We start from the raw sequence: 19,716 nt of genomic DNA, 5'->3' as shown, positions 1-19,716 counted from the left end.
AACGCCGTCGTCCATTTCAATGGACCAACCACTATCCGACACCGTGTTCGGTCGAATAAATTCGACCCTACAAAATCCATCGTCCACTTCAGTGAACCTTTCTGCGAGCGCCCAGCACCAGCATGCAGGGGGTGAGCAGCAGGGTCAGCAGGGTGGCAAAACTCAGGCCGCCGGCGATGGCGCTGGAGAGCTGGGTCCACCACTGGGTGGACGGCGCCCCCAGCCCGAGGCTGGGGGTCAGCAGATCCACGTTCACCCCCAGCACCATGGGCATCAGCCCCAGCACGGTGGTGACGGCGGTGAGCAGCACCGGGCGCAGGCGCAGGCAGCCGGTTTCCAGCGCCGCCTCGAAGGGCGGCAGGCCGTCGGTGCGCAACTGGTTGTAGGTGTCGATCAGTACGATATTGTTGTTCACCACTATGCCCGCCAGGGCGATGATGCCCATGCCCACCATCACGATGCCGAAGGACTGGCCGTTGAGCAAGAGCCCCATCAACACGCCGGCGGTGGAAAAGACGATGGCCGACAGCACCAGGGCGGTCTGGTACAGGCTGTTGAACTGGGTGACCAGGATCAGCGTCATCAGGAACAGCGCCACCAGGAAGGCGGTGGTGAGGAACCGGGCCGCCTCGCGCTGATCCGCGTCCTCCCCCGCCACCACCAGGCCGACCCCGGACGGCAGCCCGATGTTCTGCCCCGCCAGGGCCGCCAGCCGCTCGTCCAGCCGGTAGCCCTCGGCGATGTCCGCCTGGATGGTGATGGTGCGCCGCCCGTCCACCCGGTGCAGGGTGCCGATTTTGGGCGCCGGGGTCAGGGTCACGAAATGGCTGAGCGGCACCTGGCCGCGCTGGGTGTTCAGGGTCAGGCGCGACAACTGATCGAGGGAACGCCAGCTCTGGGGCAGCCGTACCCGGATGTCCACCTCGTCGCTGGCGTCCTCGGGGCGATAGCTGGCGAGCTTCAAGCCGTTGGTGACCAGCTGCACCGCGTTGCCCACGCTCAGCACGTCGGCGCCCAAGCGGGCGGCGGCCTCCCGGTCGACCCGGATACGCCACTCGATGCCCGGCAGGGTGCGGTTGTCCTCGATGTCGGCAAAGCCGCCCAGGGCCTGCATGGCGGCGCGGATCCGCTCCGTGGCCTCGCTCAGGGCGCGCTCGTCGGTGCCCGACACCCGCAGCTCCACCGGTTTGCCCGCCCCCGGCCCCATCTGCTGCTCGCGAAACTCCAGCACCACGCCGGGAATGTCCCGGGTCAGCCCGGTCATGGTCTCCTTGATGGCGCTGGCCGGGCGGCGCCGGTGCCAGTCGGTGAACTGGAACTGCAATACCCCGATGACGTCGGTGCCCATCTGGCCGTCGGCGATGGCGAAACTGCGGGCGTAGAGCGCCTTCACCTCGGTCAGCCCCTGCAGCCGCCGCTCCACCTCGCGCAGTATGGCGTCCTTCTCGTACACCGACAGATCGCCCCGGGCGCGCACCTGCAGCTGGGCGCTGTCCGGCTCGATATCGGGGAAGAATTCCACCCCGTGGTTGAAGCGGGCGTAGGCGGCGTACAGCAGCGCGATGAGGGCCAGGGTGCCGGCCAGGGTCAGCCCGGGCCGGCGCAGCAACCGGCTCAGCACGGCCCGGTACAGCGCGAGCCCGGGCACGGTCACCGGCCGGGCGTAGCGGGGCCGGTGCCGGCTCACGCCGCCCATGGTGGGCAGGAACACCAGCGCCATGGCCAATGAAGCCAGCAGGCAGATGATGACGGTGGCGGGCAGGTACTTCATGAATTCCCCCACCACCCCGGGCCAGAACAGCAGCGGCACGAACACCGCCAGGGTGGTGGCGGTGGAGGCGATCACCGGCCAGCTCATGCGGTGGGCGGCGTTCACCCAGGCCTGGGCCGGGGGCTGGCCGTCGTGCAGATTGCGATCGGCGAGCTCCGACACCACGATGGCGCCGTCCACCAGCATGCCGGCCACCAGGATCAGCGAGAACAGCACTATGATGTTCATGGTGAAGCCGATGGCCCAGATCACCAGGATGCCGGCGAGAAAGGCGCCAGGGATGGTCAGTCCTACCATCACCGCCGAACGCAGGCCCATGGTGGCGACGATCAGGATAAGCACCAGCACCACGGCGGTGAGCACGTTGTTGAGCAGGTCCGACAGCATGGTTTCTATCTGGATCGACTGATCCATGATGTAGTGGACCTCCACCCCCTCCGGCAGCAGCGGGCCGGCCTGCTCCAGCAGCGCCTTGACCTGGGCGATGGTGTTGATGATGTTGGCCCCGGCGCGCTTGCTTACCTCCAGCACCACCCCGGGTTCGCCGTTGATGCGGGCGAAGCCGGTGGGATCCTTGAAGGCGCGGCGAATGCTGGCCACGTCGCCGAAGGTGACCACCCGGTCGCCGTCCACCTTGATGGGCAGGCCGAGCACGTCGTCCAGGTTCTCTATCACCCCCGGCACCTTCACCGTCAGCCGGCCGGCGCCGGTGTCCAGGCTGCCGGCGGCCACCAGCCGGTTGTTGCGCGACACCAGGTTGAACAGCTGGCTGTAGTCGATACCGTAGCCGTCGAGCACCTGGGGGTCGACCAGGATCTCCAGCACGTCTTCCCGGTCGCCGCCGATGTCCACCTCCAGCACCTCGGGAATGCCTTCGATCTCCTCCTTCAGGCGGCGGGCGAGGATCACCAGCTCCGCCTCGGCCAGGGGCCCCGACAGCGCCACCGACAGCACCGGGAACAGCGCCACGTTGATCTCGTGCACCACCGGCTCGTCCGCCTCTTCCGGCAGCTTGCTGCGCGCCGAGTCCACCTTCTCGCGCACCTCCTGCAGCGCCCGCCTAGGGTCGAAGCCGGCATCGAACTCCAGCATCACCGAGGCGTGACCCTCGCCGGCGGTGGAGCTCATCTTCTTGACCCCTTCCAGGGCGCGCAGCTCCTGCTCCATGGGCCGCACCAGCAGCCGCTCGGCGTCTTCCGGGCTGATGCCTTCCAGCCCCATGGACACGTACATCATGGGGATAGTCACGTCCGGGTTGGCTTCCTTGGGGATGGCCTGGTAGGCGCCGTAGCCGCCGAGCAGCAGGAAGATAAACGCCATCAGGGTGGCGCGGCTGCGCTCCACCGCCGCCTGTATCATCGCCCTCATGCTGCCGGCTCCCGCTCGGTCACCGTCACCTCCTCCCCTTGCGCCGCAAACCCGGCGCCCCGGGTGATCAGCCGCACCCGCGCCGGCAGGCCGCCTACCCAGGCCGCGCCGGGGGTGATGCCGAGCAGGGTCACCGGCATAAAGCGCACCCGGTTGGCTTCATCCACCGTCTTGACGCCGGGCCGGCCGTCGCCGTCCAGCGTCAGCAGGGCCGGCGACAGCCGGTAGGCCGGCTGTTCAGGCAAGCGGACATGCAGGCTGGCGCTGGCACCGGCCACCCGCCACTGCCGCGGGTTGTCGAACCGGGCCTCCAGGGCATAGCTGCGGGTCTGGGGATCGGCACTGCGCGCCACAAAGGTAAGCGTGCCCTCGAGCGCCTGGCCGTCCAGCAGCACCGCCGTCACCGGCAGGCCGGGCTCGAGCCCGGCCACCTGTTGCTGGGGCACCTGGGCGGTCATTTTCAGCGCCGACACATCCACCAGGGTCAGCAGCTCGTCCCCCGCCTGCACCACGTCGCCCGCCTCCACCGGCAGGGCGTCGATGCTGCCGGCAAAGGGCGCAGTGACGCGGGTGTGCGCCAGCGCCAGCCGGGCCGAGTCCAGCGCGGCACGGGCCGCCGCGGCGGCGGCTTTCTGGGCCAGGAGCTCGGTTTCGGACACCAGGTTGTTGCGGCGCAGCCGTTCGGCGGCGGTGACTTCAGCCTGCTGCAGCGCCAGCTCGGCCTCGGCCCGGAGCAGGTTGCCCCGGCGATCGTCCTCGCTCAGGGCCAGCATGAGTTCTCCCTCGGCCACCCGCTCACCCAGAACGGGTACCCGGACGACGATGGCGTTGATGCGGGCGCGCAGGCTGACCTGCCGGGCAGGCAGCAACTGGCCCTGCAACACCAGCTCCGGCCGGTAACGCCGGGCCTGCAGCCACCGGGCCTCGACCATGGTCAGCCGCGGCGCCTGCGGGGTGCCCTGTACCTCGGCCAGTTGCTCCTGCGCCTGGTACAGCTCGCCGCGCCACAGCCAGAATACCGCCACCAGCCCGATCAACAGCCACCACCCGAGCTGGCGATGCTCGTTCAGCCACTGTCTGCCGCCTGTTTTGCTCATGCCGATACCGTCCGGGTAATAGAGTCAATGCTCAGCATACCAACGGAGCGGAACACCGGACAACAGCGGCCGGCGCAAAGCGGGAGCGGGTCCACACAGAAAGGAGGGCGCCTCCGCAACAACACCGGGAGGCGCCGCAAAACCGGATCAGGCCGAGGGCGGTGGCCTGCTCCGGGCGCCCCACAACAACAGGCAGGGCGTCAACAGCAGCGTCAGCAGGGTGGCGAAGGTCAGCCCCCCGGCGATGGCGCTGGACAACTGGGTCCACCACTGGGTGGAGGGGGCGCCCACGCCGAGGCTGGGCGCCAGCAGGTCGATATTGACCCCCAGCACCATGGGCATCAGCCCCAGCACCGTGGTCAGGGCGGTGAGCAGCACCGGCCGCAGCCGCAGGCAGCCGGTTTCCAGCGCCGCCTCCGGCGGGCTCATGCCCTCGGCGATCAGCTGGTTGAAGGTGTCGATCAACACGATGTTGTTGTTCACCACGATGCCGGCCAGGGCGATGATGCCCATGCCCACCATCACGATGCCGAACGGCTGGCCGTTGAGCAGCAGCCCCATCAGCACCCCGGCGGTGGACAGCACGATGGCCGAGAGCACCAGGGCGGTCTGGTACAGGCTGTTGAACTGCAGCACCAGGATCAGCATCATCAGGAAGATGGCGACGCCGAAGGCGGCCAGCAGGAAGGTGCCGGCCTCCCGCCGATCCGCGTCTTCCCCCCCGAACGCCAGCCCGATCTCCGGCGGCAGCTGGGCCAGGTAGGGACGCAGCGCCGCCAGCCGTTCGTCCAGCCGGTATCCGGGCGCGATGTCCGCCTTCAGAGTCACCGCCTGCAGCCCGTCGATGCGGTGGATGCGCCCGGTTTTGGGCGCCGGCGTCAGGGTCACGAAATGGGCCAGCGGTACCTGGCCGCGCTCGGTGGTCAGGCTGAGCCGGGAGAACTGATCCAGGGAGCGCCAGCCCTGGGGCAGGCGCACCCGGATGTCGACCTCGTCGGGCACCGCTTCCGGCCGGTAGCTGGCCAGCTTCAGGCCGTTGGTCACCAGCTGCACCGCGTTACCCACACTCAGGATATCGGCGCCCATGCGCGCCGCCGCCGCCCTGTCCACCTCGATACGCCATTCGATGCCCGGCAGCGCCCTGTTGTCCTCGATATCGGTAAAGCCGCCCAGCCGGCCCATCAGGGTCCGGAGTTCATCCACGAAGGGCCCCGGCGGCGTGCCGTCGGTGCTGCTGATCTGCAGTTCCACCGGCTTGCCCCGGGCCGGCCCCTGTTTCTGCTCGCGAAATTCCAGCACGATGCCGGGAATGTCCCGGGTCAGCGCCGCTATGCTTTGCTCGATCTCCGCCGCCGGCCGGCGCCGGTGCCAGTCCGTCATCTGGAACTGCAGCACCCCGATGACGTCGGTGCCCATCTGGTGGCCGGGCGTCGCCAGGCTGCGCGCATACAGCGCCCGCACCTCGGACAGCCCCAGCAGCCGCTGCTCCACCTCCCGCAGGATGCGGTCTTTCTCGTGCAGGGACAGATCGCCCCGGGCGCGCACCTGCAACTGGGCGCTGTCCGGCTCTATGCTGGGGAAAAACTCCACCCCGTGGTGAAAGCGCCCGTAGGCGGTGTAGATAACTCCGATGACCAGCAGGGTGCCGGCCAGGGCCAGGCCCGGCCGCCTCAGCAGCCGGCTCAGCAGGGCCCGGTACAGGGTCAGCCCGGGGACGTAGATGGGCTCGCCCCGGCGGGGACGGTAACGGCTCACCCCGCCCATGGCGGGCAGGAAGATCAGCGCCATGGCCAGGGAGGCCAGCAGGCAGAGGATAATGGTGGCGGGCAGGTATTTCATGAACTCCCCCACCACCCCGGGCCAGAACAGCATGGGCAGAAACACCACCAGGGTGGTGGCGGTGGAGGCGAACACCGGCCAGCTCATGCGGTGGGCGGCGTTGATCCAGGCCGCCCGGGGCGACTGGCCCTGGTGCAGGTTGCGATCCGCCAGCTCGGAGATCACGATGGCGCCGTCCACCAGCATGCCGGCCACCATGATCAGGGCGAACAGCACGATCACGTTGAGGGTGTAGCCGATGGCCCAGATCATCAGCAGGCCACAGAGGAAGGCGCCGGGAATGGTCAGCCCCACCATGACGGCGGCACGCAGCCCCATGGTGGCGATGATCAGCACCAGTACCAGCACCACGGCGGTGAGCACGTTGTTGAGCAGGTCGTCCAGCATGGCGTCAATCCGCACCGACTGATCCATGATGTAATTGATGCTCACCCCGTCGGGCAGCCGGGTCCCGGCCTCGGCCACCCGCGCCTTGACCTTGTCGATGGTGTCGATGATGTTGGCCCCGGTGCGCTTGCTGATCTCCAGCACCACCCCCGGCTCGCCGTTGATGCGGGCCAGGCTGGTGGGCGCCTTGAAGCCGCGCTGCAGCAGCGCCACCTCGCCGAAGGTGATCACGATATCGCCTTCCACCCTGATGGGCAGGGAGAGGATGTCCTCCAGGCTCTCGATCACCCCCGGCACCTTCACCGCCAGCAGGCCGGTGTCGGTTTCCAGGTTGCCGGCGGCCACCAGCTGATTGTTGCGCGACACCAGGTTGAACAGCTGCTGGTAATCGATGTGGTAGCGATCCAGCACCTGGGGATCCACCACTATGTCCACCACTTCTTCCCGGTCACCGGCGATCACCACCTCCAACACCTCGGGAATACTTTCTATAGCGAGCTTCATTTTCCGGGCGATGGTGACCAGCTCCGCCTCCGTCAGCCGGCCGGACAAGGCCAGCGACAGCACCGGGAACAGCGCCACGTTGATTTCCTGCACCCGGGGGGACTCCGCCTTCTCGGGCAGCTTGCCGCGCAGCGCGTTCACCTTTTCCTGCACGTCCTGCAGCGCCTGCCGGGGATTGAAACCGGCGTCGAACTCCAGCGACACCACGCCCTGGCCTTCGCTGGCGGTCGAGGTCATGCTGCGGATACCGGCCAGGGAGCGCAGCTCCTGCTCCATCGGCCGCACCAGCAGGCGATCCGCGTCTTCCGGGCTGATGCCCTCCAGCTTGACCGACACATTCATGCGGGGAATGGTCACGTCCGGGGCGGCTTCTTTGGGGATCAGCTGCTGGGCGGTGTATCCGCCCAGCAGCAGAAAGACAAACACCATCAGGGTGGCGCGGCTCCGTTCCACGGCGGCCTGGATCAACACCCTCATGGTCCGGCGACCGCGTCGTCCGCCACCACCGGCGGCACGGCCATCACCAGCTCCGGCTCGGCGCCGCGGTCGGCCAGCTGCTCGGCCTCCGGCCCGAAATCGGGCTGGCGCTCGATCACCGCCACCTGCTGGCCCGGGGCGACGAAACCGGCGCCCCGGGTAATCACCCGGATCCGCGGCGGCAGCCCGGCAACCCAGGCCTGGTCGGGGGTGATGCTGAGCAGTTCCACCCGGGCCTGGCGCACCCGGTCCTGTTCGTCGGCCAGGGTCACCCCGAGGTAGCCCTGATCGTCCAGGGTCAGCAGGGAGGGAGACAGGGGATGGGCCTGCCGCTCGGCCAGCCCGATGTGCAGGCTGGCGCTGGCCCCGGCCACCCGCAGCCGCTCGGGATTATCGAGCTCGGCTTCGAGGGCGAAGCTGCGACTGCGCTGATCGGCGGCGCTGGCCACGAAGGTCAGGGTGCCGTCCAGCTGCCGGCCGTCCAGCAGCCGGGCCCGTACCGGCATGCCCGGCGCGAGCCCGCCGACCTGCTGCTGCGGCACCATGGCGGTCATCTTGAGACGGGACACGTCCACCAGCGCGAGCAGTTCGTCTCCGGGCTGCAGGAAAGTGCCCAGCTCGACCGGCAATCGCTCTACCACCCCGCCGAAGGGCGCCCGGATCCGGGTGTGCTCCAGCTCCAGCCGGGCCACGGCCAGCGCCGCCTCGGCCGCCGCCGCCGCCGATTGCAGGCTGAGCAGGTTGGTTTCGGAGACCATATTGTTCCGGCGCAGCTTGCGGGCGGCGTTCAGCTCCGCCTGACGCAGGGCCAGCTCGGCCCGGGCCTGGTCGAGGCTGGCCTGGCGCTGATCCACGCTCAGCTCCAGCAGCAGCTCGCCGGCGCCGGCCTCGGCGCCCAGGGCGGGCAGCCGTTGCACCGTTGCGTTGATCTGGGAGCGCAGCATCAGTTGCCGGGCAGGAAGCAGTTGCCCCTGCAGGACCAGCTCGGGCCGGTAATGCTGCTGTTCGAATACCGCCACTTCCACCCGGGGCGGTGCCGTGCCCGATGCAACGGGCGGGGAAGGATCCGGCGCCGAGGCCTGAGCCTGATAGAGCTGCCCCCGCCATATCCAGAACAGCGACAACAGCACGATCGCCAATAACCACCAAAGTCCCTTTTGGTTTACCAACCACGGTCCAGCTCCGTTGCTCGCCATATGCGTCCCTGCTCAGGCTGATGGAGTCACTTCTTGAGCATAGCAACTGAGCGAAAATTCACCGGCAGCCAATACCTCGGAAAAACCATCATTTATCGCCTCAGGGGTGTAGCACCGCGAGAAAGGGACCTGAACGAAAAACACCCTCTCCCGGCGGAAGAGGGTGTTGAACCGGCGAGGGGACGCCGCGGGCGGATAACAGGGTTACAGGCTGATGCGGGTGCCCAACAGCTGCAGGAAGGCCGCCAGCCAGGCGGGATGGGCGGGCCAGGCCGGCGCCGTGACCAGGTTGCCGTCCACATGGGCCTGGTCCATCGCGATATCGACCCAGTCGCCGCCGGCCAGGGCGATCTCCGGCGCCACCGCCGGGTAGGCGGAGCAGCCCTTGCCCTTGACCGCGCCGGCGGCCACCAGCAGTTGGGCGCCGTGGCAGACGGCGGCGATGGGTTTGTCGGCCTGGGCGAAGTGGCGCACCATTTCCAGCACCCGCGGATTGAGGCGGATGTATTCCGGCGCCCGGCCGCCCGGCACCACCAGAGCGTCGTAGTCCGCTTCGTTGATGTCGGCGAAGCTGGCGTTGAGGGTGAAGTTGTGGCCCGGCTTCTCGCTGTAGGTCTGATCGCCTTCGAAGTCGTGAATGGCGGTGCGGATCTGTTCGCCGGCCTGCTTGTCGGGACAGACCGCATCCACCCGGTGGCCCACCATCAGCAGCGCCTGAAAGGGCACCATCACCTCGTAGTCTTCCACATAGTCGCCCACCAGCATCAGAATTTTTTTCGCGCTCATCGTGCTCTCCTTAAGAGATCAAAAAAACCTTCTAAAGACTAGCAGAGCCGGCAGGGGGCGAGATGAAGAGTGGGTGACAAATCAGGCGGGAGTGTGTTGGCCGAATAAATTCGGCCCTACCAGGTCCGCCGTAGGGTCCACTTCAGTGGACCATTCCACCAACGGCGCGGGGGTTTGGTCGATTGAAGCCGACCCTGCGAAGCTCCATATGGAACCTTAATCTGCCGTAGATCCATTTCCATGGATTGCCACACAAAAATCCCCGCCGAAGCGGGGCTTTGGGGCTCAGTCGAGCTGGCTGCGCAGCCAGTCGAGCACCGGGCCGTAGCTGGCGGGCAGCAGGGGCTCGAGACGGTCCAGGGCCGAACGGGTCTCGGCCTGGCTGTCGAGGCAGAAGTTGATGTGGCCCACCTTGCGGCCGGGGCGCACTTCCTTGCCGTACCAGTACAGCTCGGCGCCGTCCACCGCCAGCCAGTCGTTGTCCCGCTCGGTGCCCACCAGGTTGACCATGACGCTCAGGTTCTTCACCCGCGGCTTGACCAGCGGCAAGCCGGCCACGGCGCGCAGGTGCGCCTCGAACTGGCTGACGCTGGCGCCGGCCTGGGTCCAGTGGCCGCTGTTGTGCACCCGGGGCGCGAGCTCGTTGATCAGCAGGTGATCGCCGACCCGGAAGCATTCCATGGCCATCACGCCCACGTAGTCCAGATCGTTCATCAGCTTGCCCAGCATGCCTTCGGCCTCGGCCTGCAGGTGGCTCAGCCGCGCCAGGGGCGACACCGAGCCCAGCAGGATGCCGTTCACGTGCAGGTTGAGGGTAAGCGGATAGAAATAGCACTGGCCGTCGTCGCCGCGCATGCCGACGACGGACACTTCCTCGTCGAAATCGATGGCCTGTTCGGCGATGGCCTGGGTGTGCCAGTCGTCGGGAATGGCATCCCGGCCCGGCTCGCGCAGCCAGTGCTGGCCGCGGCCGTCGTAGCCGCCGGTACGGCGTTTGAGCAACACCCGCTCGCCCAAGGCCTGGTGCAGGGCCTCGGCGGTGGTATCGGTTTCGACCAGGCGCCAGGGTGCGGTGGCCAGCTCCAGCTTGTCGATCAGCGACTTCTGGGTGAAGCGATCCGCCAGTATCGGGAAGGTGTTCAGGTTGACGAAGCCGGGGTGGGCGGCGAGCTGACGGGTGGCGGCGGTGTCCGGCCACTGTTCCCGCTCGGCGGTGACCTGCTCGTGCAGCTGCAGCGGAAAAGTCTCTTCCGATTCGATGTCCACCGGGCACACTTCAAGATCGAGCGGCATGCCCGCGTGCTTCAGCATCTGGCCGAGCTGGCCGGCACCGAGAACCCAGATACGGCTCATGCTTCCTCCCGCGGATCCGGCTGGCTCAGCACCGCCTCGGTCTGCTCGGTGCGAAAGGCCTCCAGCCGCTCGGCCAGGGCGGCATCGTTGTTGGCCAGGATCTGGCAAGCCATCAGGCCGGCGTTGAAAGCACCGGCGGCGCCGATGGCCAGGGTGCCCACGGCGATGCCCTTGGGCATCTGCACGATGGACAGCAGGCTGTCGAGGCCGTTGAGCGCCTTGCTCTGCACCGGCACGCCCAGCACCGGCAGCCGGGTCTTGGCCGCCACCATGCCCGGCAGGTGGGCCGCGCCGCCGGCACCGGCGATGATCACCTCGAAGCCGCGGGCCACCGCCTGCTCGCCGAATTCCATCAGCTTGTCGGGGGTACGGTGCGCCGACACCACTTCCACGGTATAGGCGACCTGCAGCTTGTCCATGATTTCCGCGGCGCCCTGCATGGTGGGCCAGTCACTCTTGGAACCCATGATGACGGCAACTTTTGCTTGCATGACTACTCCTGTTCAACAACGTTCAGCATTATGGTGGATCCGGGGGGAGCGCGGATTATAGCGAAACGGCGGTATGGCGGCTAGTTTGTTGCCGCAGGCCTGACCCGTTTCGCAGCCGGTGCCGCGCTCAAGCGCTCGTTTCGCGTCTGGCGGCATGCCGAGCCATCCAGAGCAGTGCCAGGCCGACGGTCGTGGTCACACCGGGGAAGACGGGATCCGGTTGCCGGCCCGGGCTTTTTCCAGCCGGACAGCGACAAACTTGGAGGTGGGGGTAAAGGTGCGGTCACCGTAGCTTTCCAGCGGCACCAGCGGGTTGGTCTCCGGATAATAGGCCGCGGCCTGCCCGGGCGGGATGTCGTAGGCCACCAGCATAAAACCGGACACACGGCGTTCCTGCCCGTCTTCCCACAGGGACACCAGATCCACTTTTTCACCGGGTTCAAACCCGAGGCGGCGGATATCCTCTTCATTCACGAAGATCACCTCGCGAAGCCCAAATACGCCACGGTAACGGTCGTCGAGGCCGTACAGGGTGGTGTTGTACTGGTCGTGGGAACGCAGGGTCTGCAGGATCAGATCCGGTTTTTCGCCACTGGCCAGCACGGCCTCGTTGACCAGTTGCCCCGGCAGTGTGCTGGCCGTGAAGCAGGCCTTGCCACCCGGGGTGTGCCACTTGCGCTCGGCGGCGGCGTTGCCGAGGTAAAAGCCGCCCGGCTGGTCCAGCTTCTCGTTAAAATGCCCAAAGCCGGGAATGGTGTCCGCAATCAGGTCGCGGATGCGGCGGTAGTCGGCGACCGCCCACTCCCAGTCGATGGGATGACGGCCCAGGGTCGCCCTGGCGATACCGGCGATGATGGCCGGCTCCGAGCGCAGCTGCAAAGAGCACGGCGACAACTGGCCGTGGGAGAGGTGCACCATGCTGAAGGTATCTTCGACGGTCACCCCCTGCGGCCCCGTCGACTGCATATCCACCTCGGTGCGCCCCAGGCACGGCAGGATCAGCGCCTCGCGGCCGGTCACCAGGTGGGAGCGATTCAGCTTGGTGGAAATCTGCACGGTCAGTTCGCAGTTGCCGAGGGCGCGGTGGGTACGCGGCGTGTCGGGCGTGGCCTGGGCAAAATTGCCGCCCAGGCCGATAAAGACCTTGGTACGCTTCTCTTCCATCGCCTTGATGGCCTGCACCACATTATGGCCATGACCGCGCGGCACCTTGACGTTGAAGCGCGCTTCCAGGGCATTCAGCAGCGACTCGGGCGGCTGTTCATTGATGCCCATGGTCCGGTCGCCCTGCACGTTGCTGTGGCCGCGCACCGGCGACAGGCCCGCACCGGGCTTGCCGATATTGCCACGCAGCAGCTGAAGATTCACCACCTCCTGAATGGTCGGCACGGAATGGCGATGCTGCGTCAGCCCCATTGCCCAGCACATCACCACCCGCTCCGCACGCCGGTACATGCGGGCGGCAAGCTCGATCTCGGACCGGCTCAGGCCGGATTGCTCGACGATGTGCTCCCAACGGGTGGCGTCCACTTCGGCCAGGTATTGCTCCAGGCCGGTGGTGTGGGCCTTGATGAAGTCGTGATCGAACACCGGCGGCTCGCCCTTTTGCTGTGCCTCGCGCTCCCAGGCCAACAGGAACTTGGCAATACCCCGCATCACCGCCATGTCACCGCCCAACGCCGGACGAAAATACGCCGTGCTGGTCGGTTCCGAGTCATTACCGAGCATTTCAAGCGGATGCTGGGGATGCTGAAAACGCTCCAGCCCCCGCTCCTTCAGCGGGTTGAAACACACCACCTGGGCGCCGCGCTTCACCGCTTCCCGCAGCGGCTCGAGCATGCGGGGGTGGTTGGTACCGGGGTTCTGGCCAATGACAAAAATAGCGTCGGCCAACGCCAGATCCTCGAACACCACGGTACCCTTGCCGACGCCAATGGTGTCGGCCATGCCGATGCCGCTGGCTTCATGGCACATGTTCGAGCAGTCGGGAAAGTTATTGGTGCCGAAGGCGCGGACGAAAAGCTGATAGAGAAAGGCCGCTTCATTGCTGGCTCGGCCGGAGGTGTAGAAGTCGGCCTGATCCGGTGAATCCAGCCCCCGCAAATGGCTGGCTGTCAGGGCGAATGCCTCGTCCCAGCTGGTTTCGACATAATGATCGGTTGCCGCGTCGTAGCGCATCGGGTGCGTCAGCCGCCCCTGGTACTCCAGCCAATAATCGGTCTGCTTCGCGAGTTCCGACACGCTGTATTTGGCAAAAAAATCCGGATCGACCAAACGGCCCGTGGCCTCCCAGTTCACCGCCTTGGCACCGTTTTCGCAGAATTTCACCATGTCATTTTCCGGCGACTCGCCCCAGGCACAACCCGGGCAGTCGAATCCGCTATTCTGATTTGTTTTCAGCATGGCCCTCAGGTTTCTGAAGCCATTCTCGCTGCCGAGCCAGCTTTTGGTTACGCTCTTCAAGGCGCCCCAGCCTGCCGCCGGGCCGGTGTAATCTTTAATGTGTTTTTTTTGGCTCATAAACGTCTCCCGTTGATGGGAATAATTGCAATGTCAGTAGTAACGGTCCGGTACGCCAAAGCCGCGAAGGTGCTTTAATGGGGCATTAATAATTCCAACCAGGCTGACATCCGTTTATGGCCCTTAAAGTGAAAATAATAACGAACCAGGCAACCGTTTTTCGATTAACATGATCTCGGTCAAAGACTATGGATATTCAGGAAGGGTGTCTAATTGAGATGCCTGAAGAAGCAATAGGGCTCATCTATCATGACAGTAAAAAACACTATAGATCAAACAGTTGCACAACATGCAGATATCTTGTGAGCAACCGGCTGACGCGCCGGACCGGCCTTTTACTCGCCGCCTGACGTTGAATATTTATACACCATCCCATCAGCATGCTGACCCTTAGGCGGCCCCATCATGGATATTAAACAACTCAAGTACCTGATCGCACTCGATAAAACCAGGCACTTCGGTCAGGCTGCGGCCCTTTGCCATATTACCCAGCCCACCCTTTCCATGCGGATCCGCAAGCTTGAAGACGAATTGGATCTTGTGCTCGTCACTCGCGGCCAGCGCTTCGAGGGGTTTACGGAAGAGGGAGAGCGAATTCTCGCCTGGGCCAAAACCCTGCTTGCCGCCCACGACGGCCTGCGGGCGGAAGCAGCAAGCTGCCGCGGTCAGCTGGTCGGCAGCCTGCGGCTGGGCATGGTGCCCCTGGCCAGCCTGAACCCGATGCAACTGCTCAAGCCCCTGGCGCAGCGTTATCCGGAGCTGCGATTCCAGCTTGCTTCCATGACATCGGAACAGATCATCGACGGCCTGAACCGCAATCAGCTTGATCTTGGCCTCTGTTACCTGGATCGGATCGACAGCCGTTTCTTCGAGGTCATCAGGCTGACGGCCACCCGCATGGGCCTGCTGCATGACGTCCGTCACTTCGAGTTCTCCGCGCCCGAATTAAGCTGGGCATCGCTCGGCGAGTTGCCGCTGGGCTTGTTGACCAAAGGCATGCATTACCGCCAGTCGATAGACCTCAGCTTCAGCAGCCATGGCATTGAACCGCACTCAATACTGGAGAGCGACTCCACCTTTCAGCTGATTCAGGCGGTCAGTGCCGGCATATGCTGCGCCATTATGCCGTTGCAAAGCGGAATTGAGTCATTGAATGAACAGTTGCGGATCATTCCCATTGCCGACGCGGTCGTCCAGTCGCCCATCGGATTACTGATGCGCCGGAGCGAGCCTCGTTCCGCCTTGGCCGACAAATGCTTTTCGGATGCGTTGTCTATTTTTCAGCCGGAAAGGCTGGCTCGTTAAAACACGTCTTGATGATACGAAGCCAATACCGATAGAGGGCATTTATCAGCGTATAGAGGCAAGCCATTGGACGGCGGGGTAACATTTACATAACCTGGGGCCGTATTTTATGTAAAGGCATGGCCATGACCGATCCCCTTAACGCCGACTGTGATATCGCCGATATTAATGCGGCCTCCCCCTTGCCAGAGACCTTCGGCTATCGTGAGCTGGCCGATGACGGAGCCGTGGAAAGCGCGGCGCTGGCCGGTGAAACCGCCTTGTCCATCAGCTACAACGGCATCAGCCAAGCCGTGATGATGGTGACGCCTGGTCACATTGAAGACTTTGTAACAGGCTTCAGCCTGAGCAACGGCATCATCCACTCGGTAAACGAAATCCATGACATCACCTTGAGTGTATCCGGTGAAGCCCTCCACGCGACGGTGGCCATCTCCAACCGGGCCTTCTGGGCGCTGAAAAATTACCGCCGCCGGTTGGCCGGCACCAGTGGCTGCGGTATTTGTGGCATTGAAGCCATCGAACAGGCCCTGCCCCGGTTAACCCCTCTGCAGCCGGTGCCGCCACCGCGTGCCGCACTCCTGCACGATTTGCGCCGGCGCATCCACAATGCGCAGGAGCTTGCACAAAGCAGCGGCGCGCTGCATGCCGCCCTTTATGTCGACTCTGAAGGGGTTGTCCGGCTTTGCCGCGAAGACATCGGCCGCCACAACGCGCTGGACAAGCTGATCGGCGCCATGGCGCAAGCCCGCATCAACCCACGGGAAGGCTTTGCCGCCATGACCAGCCGCTGCAGCCTGGAGCTTATCCAGAAGGCGGTGAGGGCCCGCATAGGCACACTGGTCAGCCTGTCGGCCCCCACCACCATGACGGTACAATGGGCCCGCCGCCACAAGCTGAACCTGATCCACCTGCCCCACCGCAGCCCGCCCAGGCTCTACAGCCCGGCCCCCTGACCGGGCCGGCAGTTATGCTGTTGTCACTCGCACAGGCGAACCGGCAAGGTCCGCCCTTATTCGATGTGGGAGCTTTGCTGTTAACGCCGATGTAATACTGACCCTCTGACGCCGAGGTAATACTGACCCTCTGACGCCGAGGTAAAATTGCCCCCCTGCACGGTCAGGGCGGGATCACTCAAGGCCCTACACCCCTATCATTATCACCACCGTTCTCAGCGCCGCGGCATCGGTGGGTGGCCGAGAGTATCGCCTCGGCATAAATCCCGCTTGGAATCGAAATGGCTGTAAAGGCGCCGTGAGTGATGCCGGATTCCTGCATCACCCGGTCGATGCTGACCTGATCGCCCCCCTTTTCGGTGAACAGGCGCTCGGCACTGAGCAGGATCCGGTCACGGCTTTCGGTACGGCGATCACCGGGCCAGGGCATATCATTACTCCTGTCGGGCTGGTGGCAGACTGCGTCCATTTCAGCCGCCGATCACCCAGCGGGCATAGAGCGGTATGCCCACCACCACGTTGAAGGGAAAGGTCACTGCCAGCGCCGCCAGCATGGCCAGGCCGATGTCCGCCTCCTTGATGGCGGCGGCGATGGCGGCCGGGGCCGCGATGTAGGAGGCGCTGGCCACCAGGGCCACCAGGATCAGCGCCGAGCCCTGGGGCAGCCCCAGCAGCCAGGCCGCCACCATGCCGATGCCGGCCAGCACCAATGGCGCCAGCAGGGCGAACAGCATCACCGGCCAGCGCCACCAGGGCACCGGAGTGAGCGCCTTGGCGGTGCACAGCCCCATCTCCAGCAGGAACAGCGCCAGCAGGCCCTTGAAGGCGGTGATAAAGAGATCGCTCACCGGCGCCGCCTGCTCGGGGCCGTAGAAGTAGCCGATCAACACCCCGCCGGTGAGTAGCACCACGCCCCGGCTGGTGAGCGCCTCGTGCCACACCGCCGCCTTGCTGCCGGTGTCCTGCCCCGACAGGGTCTTGTACAGGTAGATGGCGACGATGATGGCCGGCAGCTCCAGCAGCACCAGGTAGAGGGTGGTTTGCGGGGCTATCTCCAGTTGCCGGCTCTGGGCGTAGGCCAGGGCCACTGCGAAGGTACCGGCGCTGACCGAGCCGTAGTGGGCGGCGAGGCTGGCGCTGTTGGCGCTGTTCAGCCTGAGCAGCTTGCGTGCCACCGGGTAACACAGCAGCGGGATCAGCACGCCCAGGGCGGCCACCGCCAGCAGCTCGGGCAGCAGCCGCCAGTGCAGGTTGCCGTGCAGCGCCAGCCCGCCCTTGAAACCGATGGTGAGCATCAGCAGTATGCTGAGGGTGTCGTAGGCCGCCTTGGGCACCTTCAAATCCGAGCGGGCCAGCCCCGCCACCACCCCCAGCGCAAAAAACGCCACTACAATATCCGGCATCAGATCCTCTCTTGATGATGTGGCCCGCCCATTTCCGGACACGGCCGGGCCCGCCGTTGCGGCCCGGGGCATCAACGGTAAGAACAGGGTCACCGGCGTGATAAGGAGTCGGGCGAAGCCTTGCTTGACAGATGCGGACATTGTGCGGCGCCGGCGCTATAGTTACCAATAAATGTTAATAACAGTAGATATAGATAATTACCTATGAATATACGCCACCTGACCTTTCGCCTGCTGCAGGTGTACGTGGCCGTGGTGCGGCTGGGCTCGGTGTCCCGCGCCGCCGCCCAGCTGCACCTGACCCAGCCGACGGTATCGCAGCAGCTCAAGCGCCTGGCCGAGGCGGTGGGCGAGCCCCTGCTCGACAGCCAGACCGGCAGCATCCGCCCCACCGCCGTGGGCACCGAGCTCTACCACGCCGCCCTCGACGCCCTCTCCCGTTTCGACGACTTCAACGGCTTTCTGCAGGACGCTCGCCAGGGTACCCGCGGCGGCTTCAGCATCGGGGTGGTGACCACCGCCAAATACATACTGCCGCGCCTGCTCGGACCCTTTAACCGCCGTTTTCCCGAGGTGGAGGTGTCCATCAGCGTGGGCAACCGGGGTTACATCCTGGATCGCCACCGCCACCAACAGGACGACCTGTACCTGTTCAGCCATCCGCCCGCCGGCGAGCATACCCTGAGCGGCCGCTTTATCCGCAACCCGCTGGTGCTGATCACCCCGCCGGACCACTGGGCGGTGCAGACTCCACCGACGGACTTTTCCGCCCTGCTGGGCGAGCGCTTTCTGCTGCGCGAGCCGGGCAGCGCCACCCGGCTGGTGTTCGAGGAGTGGCTGCGCAACCACAACCTGCAGCTGAAACGGGTGATGCAGATAGAGAGCAACGAGGTGGTACGCATGAGCGTGGAGCAGGGCCTGGGGCTGGCGGTGCTGTCGGAGCATACCCTGGCGGAAGGCGAACACCGCCTGGGCCGCCCGGCGCTGCCCGAGTTCCCGCTCACCAGCCACTGGTACCTGGTGTGCCACAACAACCGCCGCCTGCCCTACCCGGCGGCGAATTTTGTCCGCTTTATCAACGACAACCTGGCAAGCTGCATCGACAGCCGCTATATCCACAATGACCTGGCCAGGCTGCTGGCCCATCTCCACCCCCCGGGCAAGGGAGCCTGAACCATGAAGATAGATCGCCAACAACTGGAGCAGGCGGCCCGCCGGGGCCTGCTGCAAGCGGAGCAGGTGGCGCCCCTGTGGCAGTTCCTCGAGCAGGACGCCCCTGCCGGCTTTCGCTTCGCCCATATCCTCTATTACCTGGGCGGCCTAATCGCCATCGGCGCCATGACCCTCTTTATGACCCTGGGCTGGCAGCAGTACGGCGGCTGGGCCCTGGTGGGTCTGGGCCTGCTCTACGCCCTGCCCGCCCTGGCACTGGCCGAAGGGCTCCAGCGCCGCCGGCTGTGGGTGCCGAGCGGTATCCTCGCCGCCTTGGTGATCTGCCTGACACCCATCACCGTGTACGGCCTGCAAGTTGCCCTGGGCTGGTGGGATCCGGATCTGGACTACCGCCAGTACCACACCCGCATCCACGGCCGCTGGCTGAGCCTGGAGCTGGCCACCCTGGCGGTGGGCGCCCTGATGCTGTGGCGCTATCGCCAGCCCTTTCTGCTGCTGCCCCTGGCCGCCACCCTCTGGTATATGAGCATGGACCTGAGCCTGTGGCTGAGCGGCCGGGATGTCGCCAGCTGGGAGTTCCGCCAGTGGGTATCGCTCTGGTTCGGGCTTTTGATGGTGGTGCTGGCCTTTTGGGTGGACATCCGCAACCGGAGCCGGCGGGACTTCGCCTTCTGGCTTTACCTGTTCGGCGCCGTCACCTTCTGGGGCGGGCTCTGCCTGCTGACCGACAACGGCGGCGGCGAGCGGCTGCTGTTCCTGCTGGTCAACCTGGTGATGATAGCCACCGGCACCCTGCTGGCCCGGCGGGTGTTCGTCGCCCTGATAGCCACCGGCACCCTGCTGGCCCGGCGGGTGTTCGTCGCCCTGGGCGGCCTGGGCCTGGCCTGGTATCTGGGCTGGCTGGCCTGGGACGTATTCGAGGACAGCCTGTTGTTCCCCCTGGCCCTCACCGCCATCGGCCTGGCCGTGATGGGCCTCGGCATCCTCTGGCAGCGCCACCAGCAACAACTGACCGAGCGCCTGCAACGGCAGTTGCCCGCCGCGCTGCGCGCACTGCTGGCGAGGAGAGAGTAGGTTCTGGGGCGGCTTT

Annotated in this window: 14 protein-coding genes; 4 read left to right on the top strand and 10 right to left on the bottom strand. The window is 65.6% G+C overall.

Features of this window, described 5'->3' with window-relative positions:
• Positions 1-88: 88 nt before the first annotated feature.
• The 8 genes from C7H85_RS01265 to C7H85_RS01230 form a co-directional block, all read right to left on the bottom strand.
• Complete coding sequence (locus C7H85_RS01265) at positions 89-3,139, bottom strand: efflux RND transporter permease subunit (RefSeq protein WP_106727908.1); 3,051 nt, start codon at positions 3,137-3,139, stop codon at positions 89-91.
• Positions 3,136-4,236, bottom strand: coding sequence for an efflux RND transporter periplasmic adaptor subunit (locus C7H85_RS01260; RefSeq protein ID WP_106727907.1), 1,101 nt, complete (start codon positions 4,234-4,236; stop codon positions 3,136-3,138). The genes C7H85_RS01265 and C7H85_RS01260 overlap by 4 nt, the downstream gene beginning before the upstream one ends.
• Positions 4,237-4,383: 147 nt before the next feature.
• Entirely contained in the window at positions 4,384-7,443 is a 3,060-nt protein-coding gene (locus C7H85_RS01255; RefSeq protein WP_106727906.1) for an efflux RND transporter permease subunit, read from the bottom strand.
• Complete coding sequence (locus tag C7H85_RS01250; protein WP_245879570.1) at positions 7,440-8,573, bottom strand: efflux RND transporter periplasmic adaptor subunit; 1,134 nt, start codon at positions 8,571-8,573, stop codon at positions 7,440-7,442. The genes C7H85_RS01255 and C7H85_RS01250 overlap by 4 nt, the downstream gene beginning before the upstream one ends.
• A gap of 270 nt (positions 8,574-8,843) precedes the next feature.
• Positions 8,844-9,425 carry a DJ-1/PfpI family protein gene (locus tag C7H85_RS01245; protein WP_106727904.1) on the bottom strand — a complete coding sequence of 194 codons (582 nt, stop codon included), beginning with the start codon at positions 9,423-9,425 and terminating at the stop codon, positions 8,844-8,846.
• 285 nt (positions 9,426-9,710) lie between these two features.
• Positions 9,711-10,778, bottom strand: coding sequence for a 5-(carboxyamino)imidazole ribonucleotide synthase (purK, locus tag C7H85_RS01240; protein WP_106727903.1), 1,068 nt, complete (start codon positions 10,776-10,778; stop codon positions 9,711-9,713).
• The gene (gene purE, locus C7H85_RS01235; RefSeq protein WP_106727902.1) at positions 10,775-11,269 is read right to left on the bottom strand and encodes a 5-(carboxyamino)imidazole ribonucleotide mutase; all 495 of its coding nucleotides are present in this window, start codon (positions 11,267-11,269) and stop codon (positions 10,775-10,777) included. Before purE ends, purK begins: the two co-directional genes overlap by 4 nt.
• Positions 11,270-11,464: 195 nt before the next feature.
• Positions 11,465-13,789 carry an FdhF/YdeP family oxidoreductase gene (locus tag C7H85_RS01230; protein WP_106727901.1) on the bottom strand — a complete coding sequence of 775 codons (2,325 nt, stop codon included), beginning with the start codon at positions 13,787-13,789 and terminating at the stop codon, positions 11,465-11,467.
• Positions 13,790-14,194: 405 nt separating this feature from the next.
• On the opposite strand from C7H85_RS01230, the gene C7H85_RS01225 reads away from it, so the two are divergent.
• A complete protein-coding gene (locus tag C7H85_RS01225) occupies positions 14,195-15,094 on the top strand; it encodes a LysR family transcriptional regulator (RefSeq protein WP_106727900.1) in 900 nt (299 codons plus the stop codon).
• 125 nt (positions 15,095-15,219) lie between these two features.
• Positions 15,220-16,050: a formate dehydrogenase accessory sulfurtransferase FdhD gene (gene fdhD, locus C7H85_RS01220; RefSeq protein ID WP_106727899.1), complete on the top strand. Its 831-nt coding sequence runs from the start codon at positions 15,220-15,222 to the stop codon at positions 16,048-16,050.
• 178 nt (positions 16,051-16,228) lie between these two features.
• On the opposite strand, the gene C7H85_RS01215 is transcribed toward fdhD, so the two are convergent.
• Together C7H85_RS01215 and C7H85_RS01210 are read right to left on the bottom strand one after the other, a co-directional pair.
• Positions 16,229-16,480 carry a TetR/AcrR family transcriptional regulator gene (locus C7H85_RS01215; RefSeq protein WP_106727898.1) on the bottom strand — a complete coding sequence of 84 codons (252 nt, stop codon included), beginning with the start codon at positions 16,478-16,480 and terminating at the stop codon, positions 16,229-16,231.
• Between the two features lie 40 nt (positions 16,481-16,520).
• On the bottom strand, positions 16,521-17,453 hold the full coding sequence (locus C7H85_RS01210; protein WP_106727897.1) for a sodium-dependent bicarbonate transport family permease: 933 nt from the start codon (positions 17,451-17,453) through the stop codon (positions 16,521-16,523).
• A 204-nt stretch (positions 17,454-17,657) separates the two neighbouring features.
• On the opposite strand from C7H85_RS01210, the gene C7H85_RS01205 reads away from it, so the two are divergent.
• Together C7H85_RS01205 and C7H85_RS01200 are read left to right on the top strand one after the other, a co-directional pair.
• Entirely contained in the window at positions 17,658-18,626 is a 969-nt protein-coding gene (locus C7H85_RS01205) for a LysR family transcriptional regulator (protein WP_106727896.1), read from the top strand.
• 3 nt (positions 18,627-18,629) lie between these two features.
• On the top strand, positions 18,630-19,700 hold the full coding sequence (locus C7H85_RS01200) for a DUF2157 domain-containing protein (protein WP_106727895.1): 1,071 nt from the start codon (positions 18,630-18,632) through the stop codon (positions 19,698-19,700).
• Positions 19,701-19,716 lie beyond the last annotated feature (16 nt).

It is taken from the genome of Zobellella endophytica (assembly GCF_003012775.1).
Taxonomy (GTDB): Bacteria; Pseudomonadota; Gammaproteobacteria; order Enterobacterales; family Aeromonadaceae; genus Oceanimonas; species Oceanimonas endophytica.
This window is presented reverse-complemented; position numbering and strand designations above follow the sequence as displayed.

What these genes read in the sequence shown, in the direction of transcription:
- C7H85_RS01205 (WP_106727896.1), top strand. Translation starts at nt 17,658, where the DNA reads ATGAATATACGCCACCTGACCTTTCGCCTGCTGCAGGTGTACGTGGCC.
- C7H85_RS01215 (WP_106727898.1), bottom strand. Translation starts at nt 16,480, where the DNA reads ATGCCCTGGCCCGGTGATCGCCGTACCGAAAGCCGTGACCGGATCCTG.
- C7H85_RS01265 (WP_106727908.1), bottom strand. Translation starts at nt 3,139, where the DNA reads ATGAGGGCGATGATACAGGCGGCGGTGGAGCGCAGCCGCGCCACCCTG.
- C7H85_RS01200 (WP_106727895.1), top strand. Translation starts at nt 18,630, where the DNA reads ATGAAGATAGATCGCCAACAACTGGAGCAGGCGGCCCGCCGGGGCCTG.
- C7H85_RS01210 (WP_106727897.1), bottom strand. Translation starts at nt 17,453, where the DNA reads ATGCCGGATATTGTAGTGGCGTTTTTTGCGCTGGGGGTGGTGGCGGGG.
- C7H85_RS01260 (WP_106727907.1), bottom strand. Translation starts at nt 4,236, where the DNA reads ATGAGCAAAACAGGCGGCAGACAGTGGCTGAACGAGCATCGCCAGCTC.
- C7H85_RS01230 (WP_106727901.1), bottom strand. Translation starts at nt 13,789, where the DNA reads ATGAGCCAAAAAAAACACATTAAAGATTACACCGGCCCGGCGGCAGGC.
- purK (WP_106727903.1), bottom strand. Translation starts at nt 10,778, where the DNA reads ATGAGCCGTATCTGGGTTCTCGGTGCCGGCCAGCTCGGCCAGATGCTG.
- purE (WP_106727902.1), bottom strand. Translation starts at nt 11,269, where the DNA reads ATGCAAGCAAAAGTTGCCGTCATCATGGGTTCCAAGAGTGACTGGCCC.
- C7H85_RS01245 (WP_106727904.1), bottom strand. Translation starts at nt 9,425, where the DNA reads ATGAGCGCGAAAAAAATTCTGATGCTGGTGGGCGACTATGTGGAAGAC.
- C7H85_RS01255 (WP_106727906.1), bottom strand. Translation starts at nt 7,443, where the DNA reads ATGAGGGTGTTGATCCAGGCCGCCGTGGAACGGAGCCGCGCCACCCTG.
- fdhD (WP_106727899.1), top strand. Translation starts at nt 15,220, where the DNA reads ATGACCGATCCCCTTAACGCCGACTGTGATATCGCCGATATTAATGCG.
- C7H85_RS01225 (WP_106727900.1), top strand. Translation starts at nt 14,195, where the DNA reads ATGGATATTAAACAACTCAAGTACCTGATCGCACTCGATAAAACCAGG.